22 protein-coding genes and 2 riboswitches are annotated in these 23,413 nt (G+C 47.8%); of the genes, 9 read left to right on the forward strand and 13 right to left on the reverse strand.

The window, feature by feature from the left end; all coding sequences use genetic code 11:
* The first annotated feature begins 45 nt into the window (after positions 1–45).
* Positions 46–441: a Spx/MgsR family RNA polymerase-binding regulatory protein gene (locus tag KNO68_RS04165; protein WP_012726343.1), complete on the forward strand. Its 396-nt coding sequence runs from the start codon at positions 46–48 to the stop codon at positions 439–441.
* Between the two features lie 29 nt (positions 442–470).
* Here the strand turns inward: KNO68_RS04165 and KNO68_RS04170 are convergent, their stop codons facing one another.
* From KNO68_RS04170 to KNO68_RS04190, 5 genes are all read right to left on the reverse strand, one after another.
* Positions 471–1,133 (reverse strand): methionine ABC transporter permease, encoded by a 663-nt coding sequence (locus KNO68_RS04170; protein ID WP_214813116.1) that lies wholly within the window; start codon positions 1,131–1,133, stop codon positions 471–473.
* The gene (locus KNO68_RS04175; protein ID WP_215112114.1) at positions 1,105–2,139 is read right to left on the reverse strand and encodes a methionine ABC transporter ATP-binding protein; all 1,035 of its coding nucleotides are present in this window, start codon (positions 2,137–2,139) and stop codon (positions 1,105–1,107) included. The genes KNO68_RS04170 and KNO68_RS04175 overlap by 29 nt, the downstream gene beginning before the upstream one ends.
* A gap of 11 nt (positions 2,140–2,150) precedes the next feature.
* Complete coding sequence (locus KNO68_RS04180) at positions 2,151–2,972, reverse strand: MetQ/NlpA family ABC transporter substrate-binding protein (protein WP_215112115.1); 822 nt, start codon at positions 2,970–2,972, stop codon at positions 2,151–2,153.
* A gap of 73 nt (positions 2,973–3,045) precedes the next feature.
* Positions 3,046–3,150, reverse strand: a riboswitch (SAM riboswitch).
* Positions 3,151–3,191: 41 nt separating this feature from the next.
* Entirely contained in the window at positions 3,192–4,208 is a 1,017-nt protein-coding gene (locus KNO68_RS04185; protein WP_215112116.1) for an iron-containing alcohol dehydrogenase, read from the reverse strand.
* Positions 4,205–5,380, reverse strand: coding sequence for an aminotransferase class I/II-fold pyridoxal phosphate-dependent enzyme (locus KNO68_RS04190; protein ID WP_214684227.1), 1,176 nt, complete (start codon positions 5,378–5,380; stop codon positions 4,205–4,207). The genes KNO68_RS04185 and KNO68_RS04190 overlap by 4 nt, the downstream gene beginning before the upstream one ends.
* A gap of 78 nt (positions 5,381–5,458) precedes the next feature.
* Positions 5,459–5,558, reverse strand: a riboswitch (SAM riboswitch).
* 157 nt (positions 5,559–5,715) lie between these two features.
* On the opposite strand from KNO68_RS04190, the gene KNO68_RS04195 reads away from it, so the two are divergent.
* The 3 genes from KNO68_RS04195 to KNO68_RS04205 all read left to right on the forward strand — a co-directional run bounded on the left by KNO68_RS04195 (position 5,716) and on the right by KNO68_RS04205 (position 9,967).
* Positions 5,716–6,816, forward strand: coding sequence for an AI-2E family transporter (locus KNO68_RS04195; RefSeq protein ID WP_215112117.1), 1,101 nt, complete (start codon positions 5,716–5,718; stop codon positions 6,814–6,816).
* 269 nt (positions 6,817–7,085) lie between these two features.
* The gene (locus KNO68_RS04200) at positions 7,086–8,330 is read left to right on the forward strand and encodes an MDR family MFS transporter (RefSeq protein WP_214731532.1); all 1,245 of its coding nucleotides are present in this window, start codon (positions 7,086–7,088) and stop codon (positions 8,328–8,330) included.
* A gap of 143 nt (positions 8,331–8,473) precedes the next feature.
* The gene (locus KNO68_RS04205) at positions 8,474–9,967 is read left to right on the forward strand and encodes a peptide MFS transporter (RefSeq protein WP_214684223.1); all 1,494 of its coding nucleotides are present in this window, start codon (positions 8,474–8,476) and stop codon (positions 9,965–9,967) included.
* Between the two features lie 41 nt (positions 9,968–10,008).
* Here KNO68_RS04205 and KNO68_RS04210 read toward each other — a convergent pair whose 3' ends face one another.
* On the reverse strand, positions 10,009–11,304 hold the full coding sequence (locus KNO68_RS04210; protein ID WP_047795294.1) for a glutamine synthetase family protein: 1,296 nt from the start codon (positions 11,302–11,304) through the stop codon (positions 10,009–10,011).
* Positions 11,305–11,493: 189 nt separating this feature from the next.
* Here KNO68_RS04210 and KNO68_RS04215 point away from each other — a divergent pair, with 189 nt between their 5' ends.
* The gene (locus KNO68_RS04215; RefSeq protein WP_078146947.1) at positions 11,494–12,531 is read left to right on the forward strand and encodes an SDR family oxidoreductase; all 1,038 of its coding nucleotides are present in this window, start codon (positions 11,494–11,496) and stop codon (positions 12,529–12,531) included.
* A gap of 30 nt (positions 12,532–12,561) precedes the next feature.
* On the opposite strand, the gene KNO68_RS04220 is transcribed toward KNO68_RS04215, so the two are convergent.
* Entirely contained in the window at positions 12,562–12,882 is a 321-nt protein-coding gene (locus tag KNO68_RS04220) for a YflT domain-containing protein (protein ID WP_078146948.1), read from the reverse strand.
* A gap of 79 nt (positions 12,883–12,961) precedes the next feature.
* Positions 12,962–13,186, reverse strand: a complete 225-nt coding sequence (locus KNO68_RS04225; RefSeq protein WP_012726355.1) for a hypothetical protein — start codon at positions 13,184–13,186, stop codon at positions 12,962–12,964.
* A 96-nt stretch (positions 13,187–13,282) separates the two neighbouring features.
* On the opposite strand from KNO68_RS04225, the gene KNO68_RS04230 reads away from it, so the two are divergent.
* Positions 13,283–14,341, forward strand: a complete 1,059-nt coding sequence (locus tag KNO68_RS04230; protein ID WP_270812121.1) for a GTP pyrophosphokinase — start codon at positions 13,283–13,285, stop codon at positions 14,339–14,341.
* Between the two features lie 88 nt (positions 14,342–14,429).
* Positions 14,430–14,867, forward strand: a complete 438-nt coding sequence (locus KNO68_RS04235; protein WP_012726357.1) for a MarR family winged helix-turn-helix transcriptional regulator — start codon at positions 14,430–14,432, stop codon at positions 14,865–14,867.
* Positions 14,868–14,955: 88 nt separating this feature from the next.
* Here the strand turns inward: KNO68_RS04235 and KNO68_RS04240 are convergent, their stop codons facing one another.
* The 5 genes from KNO68_RS04240 to KNO68_RS04260 form a co-directional block, all read right to left on the reverse strand.
* Entirely contained in the window at positions 14,956–15,600 is a 645-nt protein-coding gene (locus KNO68_RS04240; RefSeq protein WP_251024842.1) for a class F sortase, read from the reverse strand.
* Entirely contained in the window at positions 15,545–16,342 is a 798-nt protein-coding gene (locus tag KNO68_RS04245) for a DUF4397 domain-containing protein (RefSeq protein ID WP_012726359.1), read from the reverse strand. Before KNO68_RS04245 ends, KNO68_RS04240 begins: the two co-directional genes overlap by 56 nt.
* A 250-nt stretch (positions 16,343–16,592) precedes the next feature.
* On the reverse strand, positions 16,593–17,300 hold the full coding sequence (locus tag KNO68_RS04250) for a glycerophosphodiester phosphodiesterase (protein ID WP_078146951.1): 708 nt from the start codon (positions 17,298–17,300) through the stop codon (positions 16,593–16,595).
* Entirely contained in the window at positions 17,297–18,769 is a 1,473-nt protein-coding gene (locus KNO68_RS04255) for a carboxypeptidase M32 (RefSeq protein WP_078146952.1), read from the reverse strand. The genes KNO68_RS04250 and KNO68_RS04255 overlap by 4 nt, the downstream gene beginning before the upstream one ends.
* Before the next feature lie 74 nt (positions 18,770–18,843).
* Positions 18,844–20,376, reverse strand: coding sequence for an FAD-dependent oxidoreductase (locus KNO68_RS04260; RefSeq protein WP_215112119.1), 1,533 nt, complete (start codon positions 20,374–20,376; stop codon positions 18,844–18,846).
* Between the two features lie 199 nt (positions 20,377–20,575).
* On the opposite strand from KNO68_RS04260, the gene KNO68_RS04265 reads away from it, so the two are divergent.
* Entirely contained in the window at positions 20,576–21,547 is a 972-nt protein-coding gene (locus KNO68_RS04265; protein WP_251024843.1) for a D-alanyl-D-alanine carboxypeptidase family protein, read from the forward strand.
* Positions 21,548–21,892: 345 nt separating this feature from the next.
* On the forward strand, positions 21,893–23,374 hold the full coding sequence (putP, locus tag KNO68_RS04270; RefSeq protein ID WP_078146955.1) for a sodium/proline symporter PutP: 1,482 nt from the start codon (positions 21,893–21,895) through the stop codon (positions 23,372–23,374).
* The last annotated feature ends 39 nt before the right edge of the window (positions 23,375–23,413 follow it).

The raw sequence follows: 23,413 nt of genomic DNA on the forward strand, positions 1-23,413 counted from the left end.
AGATAATAGTTAGAACCAAACTGATGTAAAGGAGAAGTGGTTGTCGTGACGGTCACAGTATTCACGCATACGAGCTGCAGTTCTTCCAGAAAAACGATTGATTGGTTACGGGAACAAAAGATTCCCTTCATCGAAAAGAAATTGACAGACCAAGGTTTATCCTTCGGAGAATTCAAAGAGATGTTAAGCCTGACGGAAAATGGGACGACGGACTTGTTGTCGGTCCAAAAGAGTGTCTATAAACAAGCGGCAGAGAAACTAGATGAGATGTCGATTCGTGAGCTATATAGCTTCGTCGCCTCGAATCCTCAAATCCTGAAAAGTCCGATCGTCTTCGACCATCATCGCATCCAGGTCGGTTTCAGTGAAAAAGAGATTCGGACGTTCATCCCGAGACATGACCGCATTGCTGAACTGAAACGTCTGCTCCATAACGCATAAATCGTGTCGCTTTCGCGACACGATTCTTTTTATGCCTTTTTCAATTTTGCCGCCAGTCGATTCCCGAAGGATTGGATGGACTGAACGAGGAGGATGAGGACGAAAATGGTCACGTACATGACTTCCGGTTCGAAACGAAGGTGTCCGTATTGATAGGCAATGTCCCCTAGCCCACCTGCCCCGACGAGTCCCGCCATCGCCGTCGCTCCAATCAACCCGATCGTCGCAATCGTCAATCCGAGAACGATAGAAGAACGTGCTTCACGGATTAACACATACCAGATGATTTTTCTCGTCGAGATGCCCATCGCTTCATACGCCTCGATGACCCCGCGGTCGACTTCGAGTAGTGCCGACTCCATGAGTCGCGCAATATACGGTGCGGTGAAGACAATCAAGGGGAGCAAGACGCCCTGCACGCCGATTGTCGTCCCCATGATGAACCGTGTGAACGGTAAGATGAAGAACAACAGAATGATGAACGGGATGGAACGGATGACGTTGATAACGCTCGATAAGCCACCATAGACGAATCGGTTTGCGAGTCTGCCTTTCGGTCTCGTCAAAACGAGCAACGTCCCGAGCGGCAATCCGATCAAGGTCGAGATCAAAAGCGCGATGCTCGTCATCGTCAACGTTTGAACCGTTCCTGTCCAGATTAAGTCACCCCAGTCTGTCCAAAACTGTTGCATGGTTTGACACCTCCCTCACATGTACGCCGCTCGTCTTCAAATAACGGACGGCGAGTTCCGTTTGATCATGATCCCCGTCAAGATGGACGAGCAAGTTTCCGACAAGCCCCGCCTTTAACTTCTTGATTCCGCCTCCGATGATGTTCGGTAAAATGCCGAACCGCTTGGTCAATTGTGCTAGGACTGCTTGTTCCGTCTGACTGCCGATGAACGACAAATGGACGAGCGTTCCGCGGGTCTGGAGTTCTGAGACGACTTCTTCCGGCACGTCGAGGTTTGTCTTGAGAAACTTCTGGGTCGTCTCGTGTGACGGATTGGAGAAGACGTCTAGTACGTGTCCTTGTTCAACGATTTGGCCACGATCGATGACGGCGACCCGGTCACAGATTCGTTCGATGACTTCCATCTCATGTGTGATCAAGAAAATCGTCAATCCGAGCTCGCGATTGATTTCGAGCAGTAACTCTAAAATCGACTCGGTCGTTTCAGGGTCGAGCGCACTTGTCGCCTCATCACTGAGGAGAATATCAGGCTCATGGGCGAGCGCTCGCGCAATGGCGACACGTTGTTTCTGTCCACCCGACAATTGTTCAGGGTAATGGTTCCGATGTTCGCTCAGTCCGACGATTTGGAGATAGCGGTCGACCCGTTCACCGATGATCTGCTTCCCCAGACCTTCGAGACGAAGCGGGATGGCGACGTTCTCTTCGACGGTCGCAGTCTTCAGCAAGTTGTAATGCTGAAAGATCATACCGATTCGCTGGCGTAACGTCGACAACCCTTTCTTTTTGAGGAGCGTGATATCTTGTCCCTCAATCTCAACGACCCCTGAAGTCGGGCGCTCCAAAAGATTGATCATCCGGATGAGCGTACTCTTACCGGCACCACTTCGTCCGATGATTCCGAAGATTTCCCCTCTCTCAATCGTGAGGGAGACATCATCGAGTGCCGTGATCGTGTCTCCGTTGACCTTGAACTCCTTGGTGATTTGTTTCAGTTCAATCATAAGACCCCTCCTTAAAACGCCGGCACGACCGAACCATTGAATTCTTCTTCGATGAAGGCACGTACTTCCTCTGAATGATAGTAAGACTTCAGCGTTTTCACGACTTCATCTTCTTTATTGGCTGAACGGACGACGACATAGTTCGGATACGGATTATCGACCGTATCTTCATGGAAGAGGGCATCTTCGTTAATGGATAGACCCGCTCCCATCGCGAAGTTCGTGTTGATGGCTGCGAGTGCCACTTCCGGGAGTTGCGTCGGCAGTTGGGATGCTTCAAGTTCAATAAATTCGAGGTTGAGCGGATTCTCAGCAATGTCGCGCTTCGTTGCTTTATCCGTCAATCCTTCTTTTAACGTGATGAGTCCGGCCGTTTCGTATAGTCGTAACGCACGGAGTTCGTTCGCCGGGTCATTCGGGACGGCTACTTTATCGCCCTCCTTTAAGTCCTTGATATCCGTCAACTTCTCTGAATAGAGCCCCATCGGGAAAGCGACCGTCTTGAAGACGTCGTCAATCTTATATCCCTTGTCCGCTTTTTGCAGTTCGAGGAACGAGAGCGTCTGATAGCTGTTCACGTCGAGACTTCCTTCGTCGAGAGCGGTGTTCGGGGTGTTGTAATCATTAAATACTTTGATATCGATTTCGAGCCCATCTTCTTTTGCGAGCTCCTGTACTTTCTCGGCGATTTGCTCGTGTGGTCCACCAGTCACGCCGATCGTTAGCTCTTTCGTGCTTAGCGTCTCGCTCGCCTCGGATTGTCCGCACGCCGAGAGTGCGATGGCCGCAAGGATAGATGTACCTGCCAAAATGGTTTTTTGTTTAATGTTCATGAATGATTCCTCCTCCAAATGAAAAGCCCGCTACTCAAAAAGAGCGGCGGGCACGACACGTGGAAGTCGGACACGCTCATCTCCCAGACGTCTCGTCTGTTGGAATTAGCACCATGATCATTTCTGATCTGGTTGCCGGGTTTCATCGGGCCAGTCCCTCCACCACTCTTGATAAGCAATCGGTTCTATTATTTTGTTATTATATTACTGATAAAAGAATTATTTGTAAACTATTTCTTGAAGATTTCTTAAAATTTCTTTTAATCGTTCAGCATCTTCAACCTTGTGAATGCCTTGAATCGTCATTTCTTCGACGACATAATCGACCAACTCATCGATTTGGTCAAATCGAATCCCAAGTTGGTCAAGTGACGTCGGAGCGGCAATCGCTTGTAGCCAATTGTCGAGGAATGAGGCGTCTTCGGATGAGGTCAATCGTTCTTGAACGATCAGCCCGAAGCCTACCTTGTCCCCGTGCAACCAATGATGCGTCGAATCAAAACGACTGAGTGCGTTATGCACCGCATGGGCGACGGCGACTCGGGTGCCGGCGTCACCGAATCCACCAACGGCACCACCGATGGCGAGGACATGATCGACGATAGATCGGATGTCCGTGCCATAATGGCGAAAATCATCTTCACGAATGGACAAATCCATCAACGCTCCGCATTGCGCCGCAAGTGAGAGCCCCGACTGAATCCCTGCGTCCCTTGATGTTGTTCCGCTAATATATCGAGCCTCGAACCACTTTGCGACCGTATCGATGACACCAGCCTTAAAATAGTCGTAAGGTGAATCACGTAACAGTCGTTCATCCGCGATGACGCGCTCGATGACGACGGGGAACGTATCATATCGTAAATATGTACCGTCTTCTCCATAGATCACGCTGAGCGGGGTGAAGGCGGCACAGTTTGACACAAGTGTCGGAATGACGATGAGCGGGACCGACTGGGTAAATGCAATCCGCTTCGCCGTATCAATCAATTTACCGCCACCGACGGCAATCCAGACGTCAGGTCGATGCGCTTTTAGTCGTTCGACTTCTTCGTCTGAACATTCCCCCTTGAATCGTACGCTCGGAATTTCTGCTAGACGAGGAGACACGCGAATCGCTTCACCGTATCCGTTAAATCCTTTCAAAACGAGTGCATCCCGATTCCCAATCAGTGAGTAAAGTTGATCGAGCGCATCGTTCGAATGGTCGTATTCCAGCACCGCTTGTCGAATCATTGATGGACCTCCTCATAGGCTGCAAACAGTCTCTCAATCCGTTCTACCGCTTCATCAATCTTCTGTTCAGACGACACGAGACCAAAGCGGATGTGGTGCTCCCCCTCCGTTCCAAAAAAGTAGCCCGGTGTGACGGCGACGCCCGCCTCATGTAGTAACTTCGTCGAGAATGATTTTGCATCGCCTTCAGGCACTCTCGCCCATACGAAGAAAGAACCTTTTGGTGCCTCAATCTCCCACCCTGCCCGGCGTAACCCATCAATCAATCGGTTTCGTCTTGTTTCGTAAAGCGAGGCTAGGTCGTCACGTATGTCACGCGGGGATTCTAACGCCACGATGGCTGCCTCTTGAATGGCAGAGAACACAGAGACGTGGACATGATCTTGGTACGTATTGATCGCCTCGATGATATCTGCATTTCCGACTGCGAACGCGACACGCCATCCCGACATGTTGAACGCCTTCGACATCGTATACACCTCAATCCCGATTTCTTTTGCCCCGTCTGCTTGGAGAAAACTTGGCGGGACATGCCCATCAAAGCCAATACTTCCATAGGCGAAATCGTGTACGACCATCAAATCATGGTTTGTGGCGAATTTAACCGTCTCCTCAAAGAAGGCTGGCGTCGCGACAGCGCCGGTCGGATTGCTCGGGTAGTTCAAATACATGAGTCGTGCATGAAGCGGATCGAGCGTGGTGTAATCCGGGAGATAGCCGTGCTCTTCCTTCAACGTCAAATCGATGATGTCCGCTCCGGCGAGACGCGCTCCCGAGATATAATCGGGATAGCCAGGGTTCGGGAGCAAGATGCCTTCACCCGGCTCAAGAAGACACTGAGGCAACGTGATGAGACCCGATTTGCTGCCAATCAAAATCGCCACTTCTTTTGCTGGGTCGAGGTCGACTCCGTATTCACGTTGATAGAATGCGGCCACAGCTTCTTTTAGTCGAGCCTGTCCCCGGAACGGTCCGTATTGATGGGTCGTCGGGTCGGTCAATGCTCGTTCAAGCGCTTCACAAATTGGAGCTGGTGTCGGTAAGTCGGGTGTGCCTTGTCCGAGTCGGATGACGGTCTTGCCACTCGCCTCGACTGCCGCGACTTCTTCTGCTAATCCGACAAAGTGTTGTGTCGGTAATGATTTTAATAACTTGGAACGTCTGTCTGCCATGATGGGTCCTCCTAATACGAAAAAACACCCCTTTCTGAGGAAAGGGGTGCTCGATACAGACGTATGTAGTCAACCACCTTTCCATCTCTCAAGGTCACCTTGCTGGAATTAGCACAGTATTTTGCAATCTGTTGCTGAAGCTTCATCGGGCCAGTCCCTCCGCTTCTCTTGATAGAAAGTGTCATTCGTTATGTAATTTTTGTATGTCCCTAAGTTAACCAGACATTCCCAACGGTGTCAAACATTTTTTTAAAGAGAACATCTATTGAATCCTTTTCAAAAAACATTCATAGTAAAAGAGTAGAAAAATTATATTTGTATGAGGGGATAGAGCATTGGAGCTTAATCGTCAACTTATTTGGAAACTGAGTGTAATCGGACTGATCTTGCTCGTCTTATGGTGGGTCATCAGTGAACCGGATACCATCTCACGTGTCTTACAATACACGTTTCAGTTACTGACCCCTATCATCATGGGGATCGCCATCGCCTTGTTACTCAACACCGTACTCTCTTATATTGAAGAACGGTTCCACTTGAAGCGATATCAAGGACTACTCATCGTCTATATCACGTTCATCGGCATCTTGGCGATTTCGGTCGTCACGTTGTTCCCGCGGATTTACTCGAGTCTGTCATCACTCATCAATGAGTTACCGGTTTATATCCGTCAAATCGACGTGTTTTTAGGTGAAGTGAACAATTACTTGAAAGACTATAACGCGACGATCGCCCAAGCGATTGATTTTGCGCGCTTCGAGGATCGTTACTCTGGATGGGTCGAGACGGCCGTCCTCTCTTCCGTTAGTTATGTCTCTAGTTTTACAATGACATTGATCAACTTCTTGATTGGGATTGTCATCTCCATCTATTTGTTAAAGGACAAAGAAGTCTTCGCTCGTATGTTCAAGCGTCTTCTCTATGCGCTTTTACCCGTCGGCACTGCGAAGACGACAATCGATATCTTTCAAGAGATGGATTATATCTTTAAGCGATACATCATCGGGAAGTCGCTCGACTGTCTGATCATTGGAGTGCTAGCAGTCATCGGACTCTTGATCATCGGGGCCCCATATGCCCTACTTCTCGGAGTCATCGTTGGTGTCTTAAACTTCATCCCCTATGTCGGACCGCTACTCGGGATGATCCCGGCGTTTATCATCACTTATTTCTATGATCCGTTCACCGCCGTCTTGGTACTCTTGTTCATCTTCTTGTTACAGCAGTTTGACGGATTGTGGCTCGGACCGAAGATTCTTGGAGATAGTGTCGGCATCACACCATTTTGGGTCATCACATCGATTATCATCGGAGGAAGTCTGTTCGGCCTCGTCGGGATGTTCGTGAGCGTGCCGATCACGGCCATGATTCAAGTCGTCCTGTCTCGCCTCATCGATTATCGACTGAACCGAAAAAATCTCAACGAATTACTTTGATTCACCTCATAAATTTGTTGACACATTGAGGAAATGTGTCATACAGTTGAAGAGAAGAACACAATTAACAGAAAGGAGAGGTTCCCATGTCAGTAGTATCTTCGAAACCATTCACTCAAGTTCATACTGATTGGCAGGCACCTCTTCGATTGATTCATATCTAAGTCGCCTGCCTATCGAGGCATGCATAAACAACGTGGGACGTCGTATGCCTTCATGCATATGACGTCCCTTTTGTGTCTAAAAATTAAATAAAGCAGGTGACCTGTATGTTTCAATCACTCAAGCGGCTCGACCGCAACATTTGGATTCGTTTCTTAGGGGAGACGATTACGGGAATCATGATGTTCATGATCGCCCCATTCCTTGTTCTCTATTATAGTGACCAGTTAGATAGCTACCTTCAAGTCGGAATCATCATGGCGACTGGCCCGATCATGGCGCTCCTCGGTTCGATGATCGGAGGACGTCTAGCAGACCTGTATGGTCGAAAACCAATCATGATGATCGCAATCATTGGGGACGCACTTGCCCTCATCGGATTTGCGTTCGCCGACTCGTTCTGGCCGCTTCTTTTATTGAACGCCATGCTCGGACTGACGAACTCGCTCTTCCACCCTGCCGCAAGCGCGATGGTCGCCGATGTCACGGAGCCAGAGCATATGAACGAAGCGTTCGGACTTTTACGGATGGGACATAACATCGGCGCTGCATTCGGTCCACTTCTTGGTAGTGCGGTGCTGTTCATCGACCGCGAGCTCATCTTCTTTGCGGCGGCATTCGTCTTTGGACTATATGCGATTGCGCTCGGCACGTTCATACATGAGTCGTTGCCCGAGTTTACGGAAGATGAGACTCCAAGCAACCGGGAAGTGTTGCGCGTCTTTTATAACGATCGCGTGTTTCTCGTCTTCATCTTTGCGGGTATATTCATATCAATGGGATTCTCCGTCGTCGAGAGCATGCTACCACTCTTTTTAAAAGAATCGCTCCCGACGTATACCGCACAACAGAACCCATTCCCGTATCTATTAGCACTGAATGGAATCATGGTAGTTCTTTTCCAGTTCCCGATTGCTTCAAAACTCGGGAACAAGCCGTTCGGTAAGGTCATGTTAGCAGGAGCGACCGTATTTGGTATCGGTATGATCTTGCTTGCGATTGTGCCTAGAGCCTTGTTCGCACTCGATACCCCTTACGTGCCACTCGTCGGGATCTTACTCGCCGTTTATGCGTTTTATACGTTAGGTGAGATGATTATGTCCCCTGTTCAGCAGACATTCATCGCCTTGATCGCACCAGAGAATATGCGTGGTGCCTATAACGGTGCAGCGAGCATCCAATGGCTGATCGGCGGTGTCACGGCACCAATCATCGCAAGTCTCTTTTTTGACAATCGTGCCGGACACATCGCTTTGATCCTCATCGGTGGAGCGAGTTGTTTATCAGGCATCATCTATTGGCAGCTCGGACGTCATGTCCAAGCGACGGAAGCAAAGCAAAAGACGGCTTAACCGCTCATTGACCACACTCTCTGATTTCGGAAGTGTGGTCTTTTCATTCTTTTCATCTTTATTAAAATTTGAAATTATCATTCAATTCACTTTACAATCATAATAATCCTTTTTATGATAAAACGGTTAAGGAGGGATCTTTCATGGAAAGGATCGATAAACAAACAATCGTGGATAGTGTTCCACAAAAAGGCTTCTTCGGACAACCGAAGGGGTTGTTCACTTTATTCTTCACTGAATTTTGGGAACGTTTCTCGTACTATGGCATGCGGGCAATCCTCGTATTCTATATGTACTATGAAGTCTCTGAGGGAGGACTCGGTCTCGACCGAAACGTCGCACTCTCAATCATGTCCGTATACGGCGCGCTCGTCTATATGTCCGGGGTCATTGGGGGATGGCTTGCAGACCGGATTTTCGGGACGTCTCGCGCGGTATTCTACGGTGGTGTGTTCATCATGCTCGGACACATCGTCCTCTCGATTCCAGGTAGCGTCGTCTTCCTGTTTATCTCCATGGCGTTGATTGTCATTGGTACCGGTTTATTGAAACCAAACGTATCCAGTATCGTCGGAGACATGTATAGCGAGACGGATCGCCGTCGCGACGCTGGATTCAGTATCTTCTACATGGGAATCAACTTGGGTGCGTTCATTTCACCACTCATCGTCGGTCAAGTACAAAAAGACTATGGATTCCACTGGGGCTTTGCGCTCGCAGCCATCGGGATGTTCGTCGGACTCGTCGTCTTCGTATTGACACGCAAGACGAACCTCGGCTTAGCTGGTTCGTATGTACCGAATCCATTGACGCCTGATGAGAAAAAGAAAACGATTAAAATCGTCAGCATTGTCACCATTGGAATCGCTGTTTTACTCGCAATCTTGATTCCACTTGGATGGTTCACGATCAATACGTTCATCTCACTCGTCGGGGTGTTCGGTATCGCGATTCCGACCATCTACTTCATTATCATGTATCGTAGCCCGAAAACGACTGAGATCGAGCGTTCGCGAATCATCGCCTACATTCCGCTATTCATCGCCTCGGTCATGTTCTGGGCAATCCAAGAGCAGGGCGCAACGATTTTGGCGAGTTATGCTGATACACGAACTGACTTAGAGTTCTTTGGGTTCACGTTGTCACCAGCATGGTTCCAATCACTGAACCCACTGTTCATCATCTTACTGGCACCGGTCTTCGCTTGGTTATGGGTCCGACTTGGTGACCGCGAACCGAGCATTCCGACGAAGTTTGCTTTCGGGATCTTGTTTGCCGGGATCAGTTTCTTGGTCATCCTGCTCCCTGCATACTTCAGTGGTCCAGATGCCCTCGTCAGCCCACTCTGGCTCGTCTTGAGCTATTTCATCGTCGTGTTGGGAGAACTCAGTTTGTCACCGGTCGGTTTGTCGGCCACGACAAAACTCGCTCCAGCTGCCTTCTCGGCTCAAACGATGTCGCTCTGGTTCTTATCAAACGCTGCTGCACAAGGGATCAACGCACAGCTCGTCAAGTTCTACACACCTGAGAATGAGACGCTATACTTCGGGATTATCGGTGGCGTCGCCATCGTCTTAAGCTTGATTCTGTTCGCACTCGCACCAAAAATCAAAGTGTACATGCGTGGAATCCATTAACCATCAAAAACGCCAGCCGATCGAATCGGCTGGCGTCATTTTTATTTTCGCACTTGAATGAGTGACAAGTAGCGATCGATCATATTGTGGTTAAAGTAGTCATGGAAGTTATCTTGTTTCAGTGATTGGATCGATTCATGGAATGTCGCAGGCAGTGATGCGATTCCTTGGCTCTCGATTTGCTTCGCAGAATACTCGAACAAGTCATCCTCGTTCGGAGAAGACGGAACGAGCTGTTGCTCGATTCCTTCAAGTCCCGCATAAATGAGCGCGGCAAGTGCCAAATATGGGTTCGCACTCGGGTCAGGATTTCGGACCTCTACACGAGTCGCACTTCCACGGGAAGCGGGGATTCGAATCATCGAACTGCGGTTCGATGGGCTCCAGCATATATTGACAGGTGCCTCGAATCCAGGAACGAGACGCTCGTATGATTCCGGTAGTGGATTCGTGAAGATTGCTGTGGCACGGGCATGCTTCAAGATTCCCTCGATGAAATGACGCGCCGTTTTCGACAATCCGTAATCCGCATCGACTTCGTCGAACGCGTTGGTCGTCGGATTTCCAGACTCATCATTCTTCCAGACAGAGATGTTCAAGTGCATTCCAGAACCATTCACATCACGCAACGGTTTTGGCAAGAATGAGACGGATGCCCCTTTCTCCTTCGCCGCAATCTTGACGATTTCTTTAAAGAACTGAATGTTATCCGCCGTATGGAGTGCATCATCATACTTGATGCCAATCTCATGTTGCGCAGGAGCGACTTCATGGTGAACAGCCTCAATATTGAACCCGACACCGCTTAGACGGTTCGCGATGTGCTGTCGCACTTCATATCCTTTATCCTCTGAACGTGTCGAGAAATATCCGGCCTCGTCATAAAATTCTCCGTTCTCGTCAAAGATGAAGAATTCCGGCTCTGCCCCAACGAATACCGAGTAGCCATCACGTGCTGCACGTTCAAGTGCATCCTTCAATACATTACGTGGGTCGTATTCATATCGCTCTCCCTCCGGAGTGCATACGTCACAGAAGAATGCCAAAATATTTTCCTCGCCGTCTTGCTCATACCGTGGACGATCTAAATCCGGTCTCAAGAATAAGTCTGAGTTTTTGATGGAAGAGAACCCGTTGATTGAAGAACCGTCAAACATCGTTTTTCCCTCAAAGACTTCAGGCAACAATTTTGCCGAAAGCGTCAAGAGTTTTAAATCACCGAGAACATCTGAGAAATAGAGATGGATTTGGGTGATGTTTTTCTCTTGTACCGTTTTCTCAATATCTTGTTGCTTCTTTTTTGCGTCATCCTTGTCTGTTCCGAATAGATTTGCCATGATTCGTTAAAACCTCACTTCAATAGATTTGACAGGCAAGCTGTCTTTACGCACCGTTCGTACGCTTCTCTATAGTTCATAACCGAGTTCGATTTTTTCTAAACATGGAATTTCAGCAAAGGCAAAGTGGCTACATGCGACAAGAGTTGATATGATGGGTAAAGAATGTCACAGAGAGGGAGAACGCGATTGCATATTTTTATGACTGGTGGAACCGGATTTTTAGGAGGGCGACTCGCCAAAGAATTGATTCAGCGGGGGCATCGCGTCTGCATGTTGGCGCGAACACCGGAGAAGGTACAAGCACAATTCACCGCTGAAGAACAAAAGTCGATTGATGTGTTACCAGGCGACTTGACGTCACATGCGCTCGGTGCTAATGAAGCGTTCATCGAGACATATAGAGGGAAGATTGATTTATTCCTACACATGGCTGCACTCGTCAAATTCGATGAAGAATTGCGCGATGAATTGTTCGAGACCAATTTGACCGGGACGAAAGAGGCCCTTCGCTTGACCAAGCTGATTGACTGCCGTCGCTTTTTCCACGTGAGTACGGCCTACACACTTGGCACTAAAGAAGTTGGCGGGGAAACACTGTACGACGTGTCGCAATCTTTTTTGAATCCGTATGAAGAAAGCAAGGCACACGCCGAGCAGGCGGTCTGGGAGTCACGGGATGAGCTTGATGTGTCAATCTTCCGACCGGCCATCATCGTCGGAGACTCGAAAACAGGAGAGGCTGACTCAAAATTTACGATGTACGGATATATGCGTGCTCTCGAACTGTTCAAACGGAAATTGGAACGACGTGGGCATGACGTCGAGTCGATTCGATTGATTGGCTCAGCGACAGGTACATCAAACCTTGTCCCTGTCGATTATGTCGCGGATGTACTCCTCGCTGCCATCGAGCATGCGAAGGCGGGTACAATCTATAACGTGACAAACGACGCACCACCAAAAAATGAAACGATGCTCGACTATATGAAAGAGTCGTTAGCATTCCCGCATTTAACAATCACGGAGACACCGACATCGACACTCAGCTCAGTCGAACAGTCGTTCAACGATATGGTGAAAGTATTCAATCCGTATTTGAACCGGAATATCACGTTCCGTGACGACAACACGAAACAATTGCTACAGGATGCTGGATTCGCTCCGCTCCGTCTCGATCAAAAATCGTTACGTCGCATCGTGAATGCCTATTACAAAGCAAAATAAAAAAATGGACCGATTTTTCCGGTCCATTTTTTATTTATCGCAAACTAACACGATTTTACCATCTTTGATTTCACGTTCGAGTGAATCCACCATCTCTTTTGTGAGTCCAAGACTCTCCATCTGTTCCATGCGATCTTCTGAATTGCTCGTGAATTTCGAGAGCAACGACTCGAACATTCCTTTTTCCGGAATTCGATATGGTTGTACCCCGGCCTCTGCTGCCAATCGAACGGTCAATTCCTCATCTTTGGCGAACAAATAGATATGCTCATTCACACATCCGCCTGACACCATCTCATTCACTTCATGGTCCACCGTCGTCATATCATTCACTACTCTTGTCTCTAACATGCCCCATCCTCCTAAACGTTCACAGTCATGGTTTTCACTGTTTTTGTTATTCCCGAAAAATGAGGTGGTAAACATCAAATCAACTCGATTCTTCGTTCATCGTCCATTCTTCGATGGCGAAATGTTGCACGATCCCCTTGATGCGATCATGTTCCCCTTCCATTTGAGTCTGCCCCTCTAATCGAGCGGTCACCATGAACTGGCAATCTATTGCTCTTATGCGAGATATGCGATACCCTGCTTGTTGCAACAATCCAGCGATGATCTCGATTTTTTCTCTCTCAACTGAACGGAATGTATGCATCCAACCCACCTCTTTCTGTTTCGTTCCTTATACATACTATCATATCGTTTCTAGTGTGTGATGCTATACTATGGATAGAGAAAAGGAGTGAATTCTGTGCCAAAACAAGACTTGAATACAATCATGCTTGAATATTTGAATGAAAAAGAAGATTATGAAGCGTTTGCCACAAAGTTGAAAGCACTCCTCAGTGAATTGTTGACAGAAGCTGGCATCCAGTTTCATTCAATCGTTGCCCGTGCCAAAGAAGCGGACAGTCTATATGCCAAACTTTCACGCAAACCTTATCAATATCGTTCATTACGAGACGTGCAAGACTTGGCCGGGATACGGATCGTGACATACTTTCATGACGACGTACGCGCCGTCGCGCAAATCTTGGAAGATGAATTCACCATCGATCGTGAACAGTCCATCGACAAGTCGACATTGCTCGATGCCAATGAATTCGGTTATCTTTCCGTTCATTATGTCGTGGAACTGAGTGAGAAACGCCTTGCGCTCGGTGAATATCGCCGTTTCGCAGAAAAAGAAGCGGAAATTCAAGTCCGCTCCATCTTACAACATGCATGGGCAGAGATTGAACATGACCTCGGCTACAAAAATCCGAATGCCGTGCCGCCTGAAATTAAACGAAGTTTCAGCCGGGTCGCCGGACTCTTGGAGATTGCCGACTCCGAGTTCGTGAACATTCGAAAACAATTGCGGACATTCGAACAGGAGACGGTTGAACAGATTCTCGACTCCCCTGAAAAAGTGACCATCACACGTGATAACCTGAATTATTATATCGCAAATGATCAAACGGTTGAGAAGCTAGACAACGCGATTTTCCAGAGCGAATGGTTGCTCGAGACCGATCTCTCTGCCATTGTCGAACTGACCCGAATGTTCCATTACGCCGATATTCGTACGTTTAAAGATTTGAGCGATACGCTCTCCACTTACTTCACACAGGCAGTTCAGTGTGCGACATTACTTCCATCTTCCCTCTTGCCGAGACAAGGGATGGGTGTCGTTTATGCTGTTCTCGCTAAACTGTTAGCGGAAGGTGATGACCCACAGATTGAATTTTTCTTTAGACGGTTCTATCCGGACTTGAAACATTATGAAGACATCATTCAACAAATTCGGGCAAAAGACGAGCCCCTATAACTTTACAGACAACATGTTTTTAATGTAGAATGTTTTTATGTTCTGAAGTATATATGAATAATATTATCGCCAGGAGGTAGTTTCGAGGATGACAACACCCGTACAGACCGCTTCACGTCGACAGCTCGTCGCAGACGCTGAACGTGGTATCCGGATGAACTATCGTGGAGTGAAAAAAAATCTCCGTTCGATGTTCTCACAGTATTTAACCCGCAATGAATTCTTCATTCTACGTTCTCTTTGTCAACAGAGTCCTCAAATCGCCTCTGCTCTGTCAAATGAGTTTCAATTTTCAGCTTCGATGATCACTGCGCTTGCCGATGAGTTGACGAAAAAAGGGTTGATCTCTCGCGAACGCAGCGAGCGTGACCGCCGTGTCGTTGAACTTCAGGCAACGGATGAAGGTCGTGAGTTGTTTGAGACGTTAGAGAGCATGAAGATTGAATATTTGATGGATGTCTTCACTGATTTTTCAGATGACGAACTCATTTTACTCTCAAAATTATTAGATCGTATGGATGCTTAAATCCGACTACAGCCCTTCATCTTAACGGTGAAGGGCTGTTTTTTGCGAAAAAAAGAGATGCGACCCATCGGTCAGCATCTCTTCATCTTTACGTTTCAATCAGGTTGGCCGTGACCACGATCCGGTCCCGATACCCAAGATTCTCGTCATACGGTCCTGCACAAGTGATCAATTGAATACGCTTTGACTGAGTCGCCGCAAAAATGGAAGCGAGCGGCACTTGGTCGAGGCGATACTGTTTCACACTGACCACTTCATACGTTGCGACTTGGTCTTTCCGTTGGAGCGTCACCAGTTCTCCGATCGGAAGTTGATCCAGATTCGCAAAGATAGCTGGACCATTCAGATCATCTAGATGACCCGATAGGACGACATTCCCCGTTGCGCCTGCTTTGGCTCCGTATTGATACCAACCGACTTGATTCACGTCAGACGGTGTGTCCATTCTTCCAGCCTCATCCTTCCCGACCGCTTCAATCGATGTATCAACATCGATTGAAGCTATGACCAGCCGGGCAGGGACGAAACTGTTCGAATGAAACGTTTGTCGATCTACCTGCTTCGAGGTCAAGACCTGCGGTTCGGCAAATTCAGCCGTTGGCATCACGAACGGTTTGTCAGGAGCTTCCGCTTGAGCGCTCCATACGAGAAATGTGATTGTTCCTAAGAAAATCAGTTTAAGCGTCTTGCTTCTGACGACGAAAGACGTAGAATCCAGCTGCTGCCGCTCCAACCACTGCTGCCGCGAGCAACCAGTTCATTGAAGCTGTTTGAGCAAGACCACCTTGTCCTGTTTCAGGAGCCATTGCCATTTCCCCACCATCAGCGGCGAGAAGGACTTCAAACGCTGGTTCTCCTTCAAGGAGTCCGATTGCGAATGCTGTATAGTTTTTGCCACCTTCAAGTGCAACACCGTCAAGTGCTTTGACGACGTCAGTCGCTCCAGCGGGGCGGACTTCAAGGTCATACGTTCCAGCATCGAGTGTGCCGTAATCACTTACTGCTTTGAACTCGAGGTTTGAGAAGAGTGGGTCGCCACCTTTAGGTGCGACATCAACCGCTGGTGCATCTGGTGCGAAGTGAGCGACACGAACTTTCGATTTACCATCTTCAAAGTTTGCATCGTCTTCCATTGCGGCGATTTCGATGTTTTCAAGTTGACCGATTGCAGCGGCTGTATAGAACTTGCCTGCCTCGATTGAAAGGTCTGCTGCGACGACGACTGTTTCAGCGTCACCTGCCGGCTTGATTTCAACGTTGTAATCGCCTGCAGGAAGTGTCAAGTAGTCTGTGAGATCCTTGAATTCTGCTCCCTCGACCGCGACTTCCCCATCCACGTACACGTCAACTGCCGGTGCATCAGGTGAAGCATGTAGCACACGGACCATCGCGTTTTCATGTCCATCCGCGCTAACCGGTAAGACGAAAGCGAAAGCCAGTGCTAGAGTACCCAGTAAAGACATCAACTTCTTCATGTGAAATTTCCTCCTTTTGATCTTTGGTAACCCACAACGTGCATACAACAAATGTGATGCAGTGCTACATGGTGTGCTACATCTGATTGCTATGTAGCTCGGTGACATCTTAAACTTAAGACAATCCGACAATGACGTAAAGGGGACACTATGCACAGAATGTGCTCCGATATGCTAACGGACGAAAGCGCTACCTTTACATAAAAATCTAGTTCTCTTCCACCCAAATACAAAACCACTTAGTCGGCGACTAAGTGGTTTTGTATGCCCATTCGATATCATTGACAAAGATGGCATCGACTTGAAGCGCCATACAACGTTCAAGTTGATGTTGTGTTTTAATCGTATACGGTCTGATCGGAATCCCTCGACCTTGCAACGAGCGTACTTCTTCGTCTGTGATGCGATCGATGTGTGGGTGGACCGAATCCGCTCCGACGAATCGAAGATATCCGGAAATGTCATAAAGCGGCTGTGCAAGCAGAATGGCCGCTTCGATATCCGGTCTCATCTGTTTCAATCGGTGAATGGTTTCATGATTGAATGAGGAAAAGAGAATGCGGGTCGCATCAATTCCAGCGGATTCAATAGAGTCGATGATGCGAGATTCGATTCCTTCATATCGATGGACATCCGTCTTCACCTCTAAGTTCAAAATGACCGATTCCTCTTTCACCAGTTCGAACAGCTCCTCGAGCGTAGGGATGTGTTCTTCTAGACTATGACGTACCCCGGCATTGAACTGTTTGAGCTCATCATAGGTATAGAGTGAAACTTGCCCTCTTCCGTCGGTTGTCCGTTCGAGCGTCTCGTCATGGATGAGGACGAGGACGCCGTCCTTTGTCATATGGACATCCGTTTCAATCCCATCTGCTCCGGTTTCGAGTGCGAGCCTGAATGCCGACATCGTATTCTCCGGACGATGTGCCATCACGCCACGATGTGCAAATCGTTTCATTTGGCAACTGTTTGATATTTCTTCGTCAAATATCGAACGAGCGGTTGGACCGAAATCGCTTGACCCGTCACTTGTTGAATGAGTTCGTTCGGGGTGAGACGTTTTCCATATTGATGAACGTTCTCCTGTAGCCACGCTTTGACCGGTTCAATTTCACCTTCTGCAATCAACGTCTCGAATTCCGGAAGAGCTGATTTCAACGTTTCAGTCAATTGGGCCGCATAAATCAATCCGAGGGCATAGCTCGGGAAGTATCCAAACGAACCGCCTGCCCAATGGACGTCTTGGAGGACTCCTTTGGCATTCGACGGGACATCGAGTCCGAGATACTCTTTATACTTTTCATTCCATGCCGCAGGAAGCTCATCGACGGACAACGTCCCTTGGATGAGTGCCTTCTCGAGCTCATAGCGGATGATGATGTGTAGACTGTATGTCAATTCGTCAGCCTCGATCCGAATCAGAGATGATTTCGCTTCATTCACACCTCGATAGAAAGTGTCGAAGTCGATTGCAGCGTATGCCGGATGAAGCGATTGTAGTTTCGGATAGACGCGACGCAAGAACGCTTCGCTTCGTCCGATGAAGTTCTCAAAGAAGAGCGACTGGGACTCATGAATCCCCATCGACGCACCGCCACCTAGCCCGAGTTCATCGAGCATCGGGTCGATTTGCTGCTCATACGTCGCGTGACCCGCTTCATGCATCGTACCGAACAGTGCATTTCTGAAATCTGCTTCATCATACTTCGTCGTAATCCGGACGTCGCGGCGGTTGATGGTGATTTCGAACGGATGTACTGTCGCATCCAATCGACCACGTGATAAATCGTAAGCGACGACATTCATCCAGTCATGACAAATGGTTTCTTGAACATCCGCCGGCATCGACCAGTCCAGAGAGAGCGATTCTTTTGGGAGCTGCTGGATGAGAGGAACAAGTTCGTCTCGGAGCGAGGCGAACAATTCGTCTAAGAGCTCGACCGTCATGCCCGGTTCGAAATCATAGAGCAATGCATCGTACGGATGTTTCTCATAGCCGAAATATTCCGCAAATTTTTGCTGGAATTCGATAATCTGTTTAAGGTATGGAGCGAACATGTCCCAGTCGTCCTGTTCTTTCGCCTTTTCCCATGCCGTCTCGGCTTCCGAAACGAGTGTTACATATGCTTGATATTCATTGTGTGGAATCTTGGCATTCCGTTCGTATTGCGTCTTCGCGATTTCAAGTGACCGCGCCTCGACGTCAGATAAATCCTTTTCATCTGCCATCCGTTCTAGTAAAGAAGCGAACGACTCACTCGTCTGTCGTTTGAACGCCTCAGTCGATAAATAACCGATCGTTTCTGCCCGAAGCGGTGCCGACTGTTCCGGCATTTGTGTACGCATGTCCCAATACAAGAGCGAGATCGCCTCATCGAAGGAACGCAGTTGCTTAAAATGTTCACGCCATTCTTTTGTAACTTCCATCTGTCTTTCACCCCTATGTGTTATTCTGTTCCCTTTCTACTTTATTATAGATGTCAACCTTTGCCTACACCAGTTTACAAATCTTCTCGCTTGCTGTAGGAAAGTGGTTTTGTGGCAGGACCTTCTAAGACGTTGCCTTTTGCATCGAAACGAGAGCCGTGGCATGGACAATCCCATGACCGCTCGGCATTGTTCCATTTCACTGTACAGCCGAGGTGCGTACAGGTCAGGTTGACGACATGGCATTGGTTATCCAAATCTCGATAAACGCCACTCGTCTTGCCATCAACTTGCACGACCCCACCCTCGTCTAGCTGTAGGTCTTTTACATCTTTTCGTTCAAATAGCCGATCGACTGTCCCTTTCGCAAATTGAGTGGCAGTATCTAAGTTCGTTTTAAGAAATGCACTGATATCACTAGATTTAACCGTTTGACGGAGCGGTGAGACCAGATTGACGAATCGGTTCGGACGACCTGTGAGTTGATCCGCGAGCAAGGTGCCGGCAGCGATTCCGTTCGTCATCCCCCATTTCGAAAATCCAGTCGCCACAAAGAGATCTGGTTCTCGCTTGAACATTTGCCCTACGTAAGGAAGTCCGTCTAAGGTGATAAGATCTTGAGATGACCACCGATAGGATGCCCGATTCGTTTCGAAATGTGCCTGGGCATCATGCTCTAATCGATCATATCGGTTACGCGTGTCAGTGACTTGCCCCGCCGTATGCCCTTCACCGCCAACTAGTAAATAGGTCTTTCCGTTTTCCTCATAGGACCGAAACGAGCGTTCGCTCTGTCCTACCTCTAAGTACATCCCTTTAAGTGGTCGACTCCGCGATTCACAGGCGACAATATACGATCGCTCAACAGAAAATTTCGACACATATAACCCGCGCAGGTCATTGAATGGATAATGGGTCGCGATCACGACTTGATTTCCTTGTACTCTTCTACCGGTAGAAGTAGTGACTACAGGACGCGGTCCTTGACTCACTTCCGTCGCTCTAGAGTTTTCATAAATCTTCCCACCGAGTTGAACAAAACGATTCGCTAATTCACGTAGATATTTCACGGGGTGGAATTGGGCTTGGTCATGAATCACCAACGCCTGCTCGATTGAAAACGGGAGCGCTTTTCTGACTTCTTCCGTCGCTTCTCCCCCGTCAATCTTTAAGCGACGATACGCATCCAGTTCTTTCGTAAGTTCTTCGTTCGGTTCCCTAGAATAAAGAAACGATTGTTCATTCGAGTGATCGCAGTCAAACCCTTCTTCGATTTGATTTTTCAAATAGACGAGCGCTTCTGAGTTGAACTCGTAATATAAACGCGCGATGGATTCATCAAAACGACGAATCAGCTTATGATAAATCGTCCCATGTTGAACGGAACATTTTGCTGTCGTATGTCCCGTCGTCCCATGTCCAATCTCAAACGCCTCTAAAAGCGTCACTTGCCTCCCTCGTTTTTGGAGTTCATAGGCGCAGACGAGTCCTGCAATCCCTGCCCCGATGACGACGACTTCGGTCGATTCCGAAACGGAAAGGGATGGGTACGGCGTCCCAGTATCATGTTGACGCCAAATGGAGTTCGTGAACGGATAACGATGCATGACGCATTCTCCTCTCAAAAAGTGACATCTTTACCCTTATACCCGAAACACAATTCTTTCATCGCCGATCAATCATTGACCTAGTTCTTTATTTTAACAGCGAAAAAAATAAGCGTTTTCTATTATGTTTATAGAGTAACCAAAAAAGGAGGGACTTTTGTTGACCCGAAGAAGGAGACACCGAAGAAGAACGTACATCATGCGAAGAATGATTGCCGCAGTCGTTTTGCTCGGAATCATCGCACTGATCCCGACGTTGGTCGGATTTAAACAAGATAAAGAGGCAATGACACCAGCAGAGGCTTCCACACCAAAGGTCGAACCGATGAAGCAAGGTCCGGTTTTTCCGGAGATCGATATGGGTTCATGGCGGCCGAGTGAGGCGACATTGCTTTCAAATGAAGAAATCCCTGTCGGCGCGTTGACCTTCGTCAATGTGACCAACCAAGAGATATTAATCGATAAAAATGCCAATGACCGTGTGTTTCCAGCCAGTACGACCAAATTGATGACAGCACTTCTCGCCTATGAAAAGGCGTCTGCAGCGAATGAGCTCGACCAGCCGATCATCACGATTCAACAGTCGACACTCGACATTCCATGGGATAGCCACATCGCACATCTTGCCATCGGAGATACATTGACAGTCCGGCAAGCACTTTACGCCACGCTACTCGAATCTGGAAACGATGCTGCGAACAGCCTTGCGGAATACACGAGCGGGTCGACCGAGGCCTTCGTTCAAATGATGAATGACCGAGCAAAGGTTTTAGGATTGACTGGAACGCATTTCGTAAATGCGCATGGCTACTCGGATCCGAATCATTATACGACGGCGAACGACATGGCTAAAATCGCCTTCGCATTCAGTACATACCCGGAGTTGATTGAAATTGCCGGGACTTATGAATTTAAAGCCGAATTTAAAGATAAAGACGGTAGCGGCAAACGTCGTTGGTGGTATCACCTCGGTTCATCGGTTAATGAACGAAGTGTCAACTACTCCAAGTTTGTGACCGCCACGAAGACGGGTTATACGGACGAATCCGGATATACCATGGTATTCATCATGAAACATAATAGCGAAACATATATCTTGGTTACGATGCAGGCGAAGTCTGGACAAACATTCCCGACGATGCGACTCGTTGAAGAAAAAGCATTCAAATAAAGAAGTAAAGAGCATTCAAAGATGCTCTTTTTCTTATGATTAAAAATATGTTTTCTGAAAATTTTCCCATAAATATTACATTCATGTTACACAGGAAAGTCCTCAGCATTTCAAATATTCATAATATTTAAACTTTTTATTTGAAAATTTTAGCCTTCATCCGTTGGTATAATGGGCTTTAGAGCCGATTTTATGAAAAAGAGTCAGTTTGCAATCATTTCAAAGGTTCTGTAAGGTAAAGCACAAGTTCGCATTTTCAACTTTTGTTTTTAACTGTGTGATGTCTTCACACAATCGCGAACGAGTTGATTAAATAGATCTTTTAACTTAATAGGAGGTAATTCAATGTTATGGCAAGAATGGGTATCCATCGCGCTTTATCTCGTGATGATGCTTCTTATCGGATACGTTGCTTATAAACGAACGACCGATTCATCAGATTATATGTTAGGTGGCCGTAAAATGGGGCCAGGTGTTACAGCCATGTCAGCCGGAGCTTCGGATATGAGTGGTTGGATGTTAATGGGACTACCGGGTGCAATGTATGCAACTGGACTATCAGCAATTTGGTTAGCCGTTGGATTGGTCATCGGAGCTTACTTGAACTACTTGTTAGTTGCTCCACGACTTCGCGTCTTCACAGAGATGGCGAACGATTCGATTACGATTCCAGATTTCTTAGAGAATCGGTTCCGAGATCACTCGAACTGGCTACGGATCCTTTCTGCATCCGTCATCATCATCTTCTTCACGTTCTACACGTCAGCTGGGCTTGTATCCGGCGGGAAGTTGTTTGAAAGCTCATTCGGATTAAATTATCAGACAGGTGTCATTGTCACAATTAGTGTCGTCATCTTATACACCCTCTTCGGTGGATTCACGGCAGTTAGTTGGACGGACTTCGCACAAGGTGTCATCATGTTCTTGGCGCTCGTGCTCGTACCATTTGTCGCTTTAACAGATATCGGTGGAGTAGACACTGCTGTCAACTCTGCAACGACAATCAATGCCGATTTGTTCGACCTCTTTAAAGGGACGACGACTCTCGGGATTATCGGTCTCCTCGCTTGGGGACTTGGTTACTTCGGTCAGCCACACATCATTGTTCGCTTTATGGCAATCCGTGATGTGAAATCATTGAAAACGGCTCGTCGTATCGGGATGAGCTGGATGACAGTATCTATCATCGGTGCCGTCATGACAGGGTTCGTCGGAATCGCTTATTTCCGAGGACAAGGAAATCCACTCGGGGACCCGGAAACAGTCTTCATTCAATTCTCTGAAGTCTTGTTCCACCCGTTCATCACTGGTTTCTTATTGGCAGCCATCCTTGCTGCGGTCATGTCGACGGTATCGTCGCAATTGCTCGTCACATCATCTGCATTGACAGAAGACTTCTATCGTAAATTCTTCAACAAAGATGCAAGTGAGAAGACGATGGTCCTTGCCGGACGTGTTGGTGTCTTGCTAGTAGGAGTTGTAGCGACGCTCATGTCACTCAACCCATCAAGTACAATCCTTACACTCGTCGGATATGCATGGGCTGGATTCGGTTCTGCATTTGGACCAGCAATCCTCTTGTCACTTTACTGGAGCAAGATGACGCGTCAAGGTGCCCTCGCTGGTATCCTCGTCGGAGCCATTACCGTCATTCTCTGGATCGTCACTGGACTTTCGACAGTCCTTTATGAAATGGTACCTGGCTTCTTCTTGAGTATGTTGGCAATCGTGCTTGTCAGTAACTTTACTAGCCAGAAAGAACAAAAACGTATTAACCGTGAATTCGGTGAAATGGAAGCTGAATTGGCAGCTGCGAAGAAAGAGTAACGATTCACACAAAAACTCGGTTCCCTATAAAGGGACCGA

The sequence above is a fragment of the Exiguobacterium sp. s75 genome, from assembly GCF_018617145.1.
Classification (GTDB): Bacteria; Bacillota; Bacilli; order Exiguobacteriales; family Exiguobacteriaceae; genus Exiguobacterium; species Exiguobacterium profundum.

Excerpts from the sequence above, each read along its gene's own strand:
- KNO68_RS04190 (WP_214684227.1), bottom strand. The coding sequence starts at position 5,380 with ATGGCAGACAGACGTTCCAAGTTATTAAAATCATTACCGACACAACAC.
- KNO68_RS04225 (WP_012726355.1), bottom strand. The coding sequence starts at position 13,186 with ATGCATACATTCCGTTCAGTTGAGAGAGAAAAAATCGAGATCATCGCT.
- KNO68_RS04250 (WP_078146951.1), bottom strand. The coding sequence starts at position 17,300 with ATGAAACGATTTGCACATCGTGGCGTGATGGCACATCGTCCGGAGAAT.
- KNO68_RS04180 (WP_215112115.1), bottom strand. The coding sequence starts at position 2,972 with ATGAACATTAAACAAAAAACCATTTTGGCAGGTACATCTATCCTTGCG.
- KNO68_RS04200 (WP_214731532.1), top strand. The coding sequence starts at position 7,086 with ATGTTTCAATCACTCAAGCGGCTCGACCGCAACATTTGGATTCGTTTC.
- KNO68_RS04170 (WP_214813116.1), bottom strand. The coding sequence starts at position 1,133 with ATGCAACAGTTTTGGACAGACTGGGGTGACTTAATCTGGACAGGAACG.
- KNO68_RS04210 (WP_047795294.1), bottom strand. The coding sequence starts at position 11,304 with ATGGCAAATCTATTCGGAACAGACAAGGATGACGCAAAAAAGAAGCAA.
- KNO68_RS04245 (WP_012726359.1), bottom strand. The coding sequence starts at position 16,342 with ATGAAGAAGTTGATGTCTTTACTGGGTACTCTAGCACTGGCTTTCGCT.
- KNO68_RS04205 (WP_214684223.1), top strand. The coding sequence starts at position 8,474 with ATGGAAAGGATCGATAAACAAACAATCGTGGATAGTGTTCCACAAAAA.
- KNO68_RS04175 (WP_215112114.1), bottom strand. The coding sequence starts at position 2,139 with ATGATTGAACTGAAACAAATCACCAAGGAGTTCAAGGTCAACGGAGAC.
- KNO68_RS04255 (WP_078146952.1), bottom strand. The coding sequence starts at position 18,769 with ATGGAAGTTACAAAAGAATGGCGTGAACATTTTAAGCAACTGCGTTCC.
- KNO68_RS04265 (WP_251024843.1), top strand. The coding sequence starts at position 20,576 with ATGCGAAGAATGATTGCCGCAGTCGTTTTGCTCGGAATCATCGCACTG.
- KNO68_RS04260 (WP_215112119.1), bottom strand. The coding sequence starts at position 20,376 with ATGCATCGTTATCCGTTCACGAACTCCATTTGGCGTCAACATGATACT.
- KNO68_RS04185 (WP_215112116.1), bottom strand. The coding sequence starts at position 4,208 with ATGATTCGACAAGCGGTGCTGGAATACGACCATTCGAACGATGCGCTC.
- putP (WP_078146955.1), top strand. The coding sequence starts at position 21,893 with ATGTTATGGCAAGAATGGGTATCCATCGCGCTTTATCTCGTGATGATG.
- KNO68_RS04235 (WP_012726357.1), top strand. The coding sequence starts at position 14,430 with ATGACAACACCCGTACAGACCGCTTCACGTCGACAGCTCGTCGCAGAC.
- KNO68_RS04220 (WP_078146948.1), bottom strand. The coding sequence starts at position 12,882 with ATGTTAGAGACAAGAGTAGTGAATGATATGACGACGGTGGACCATGAA.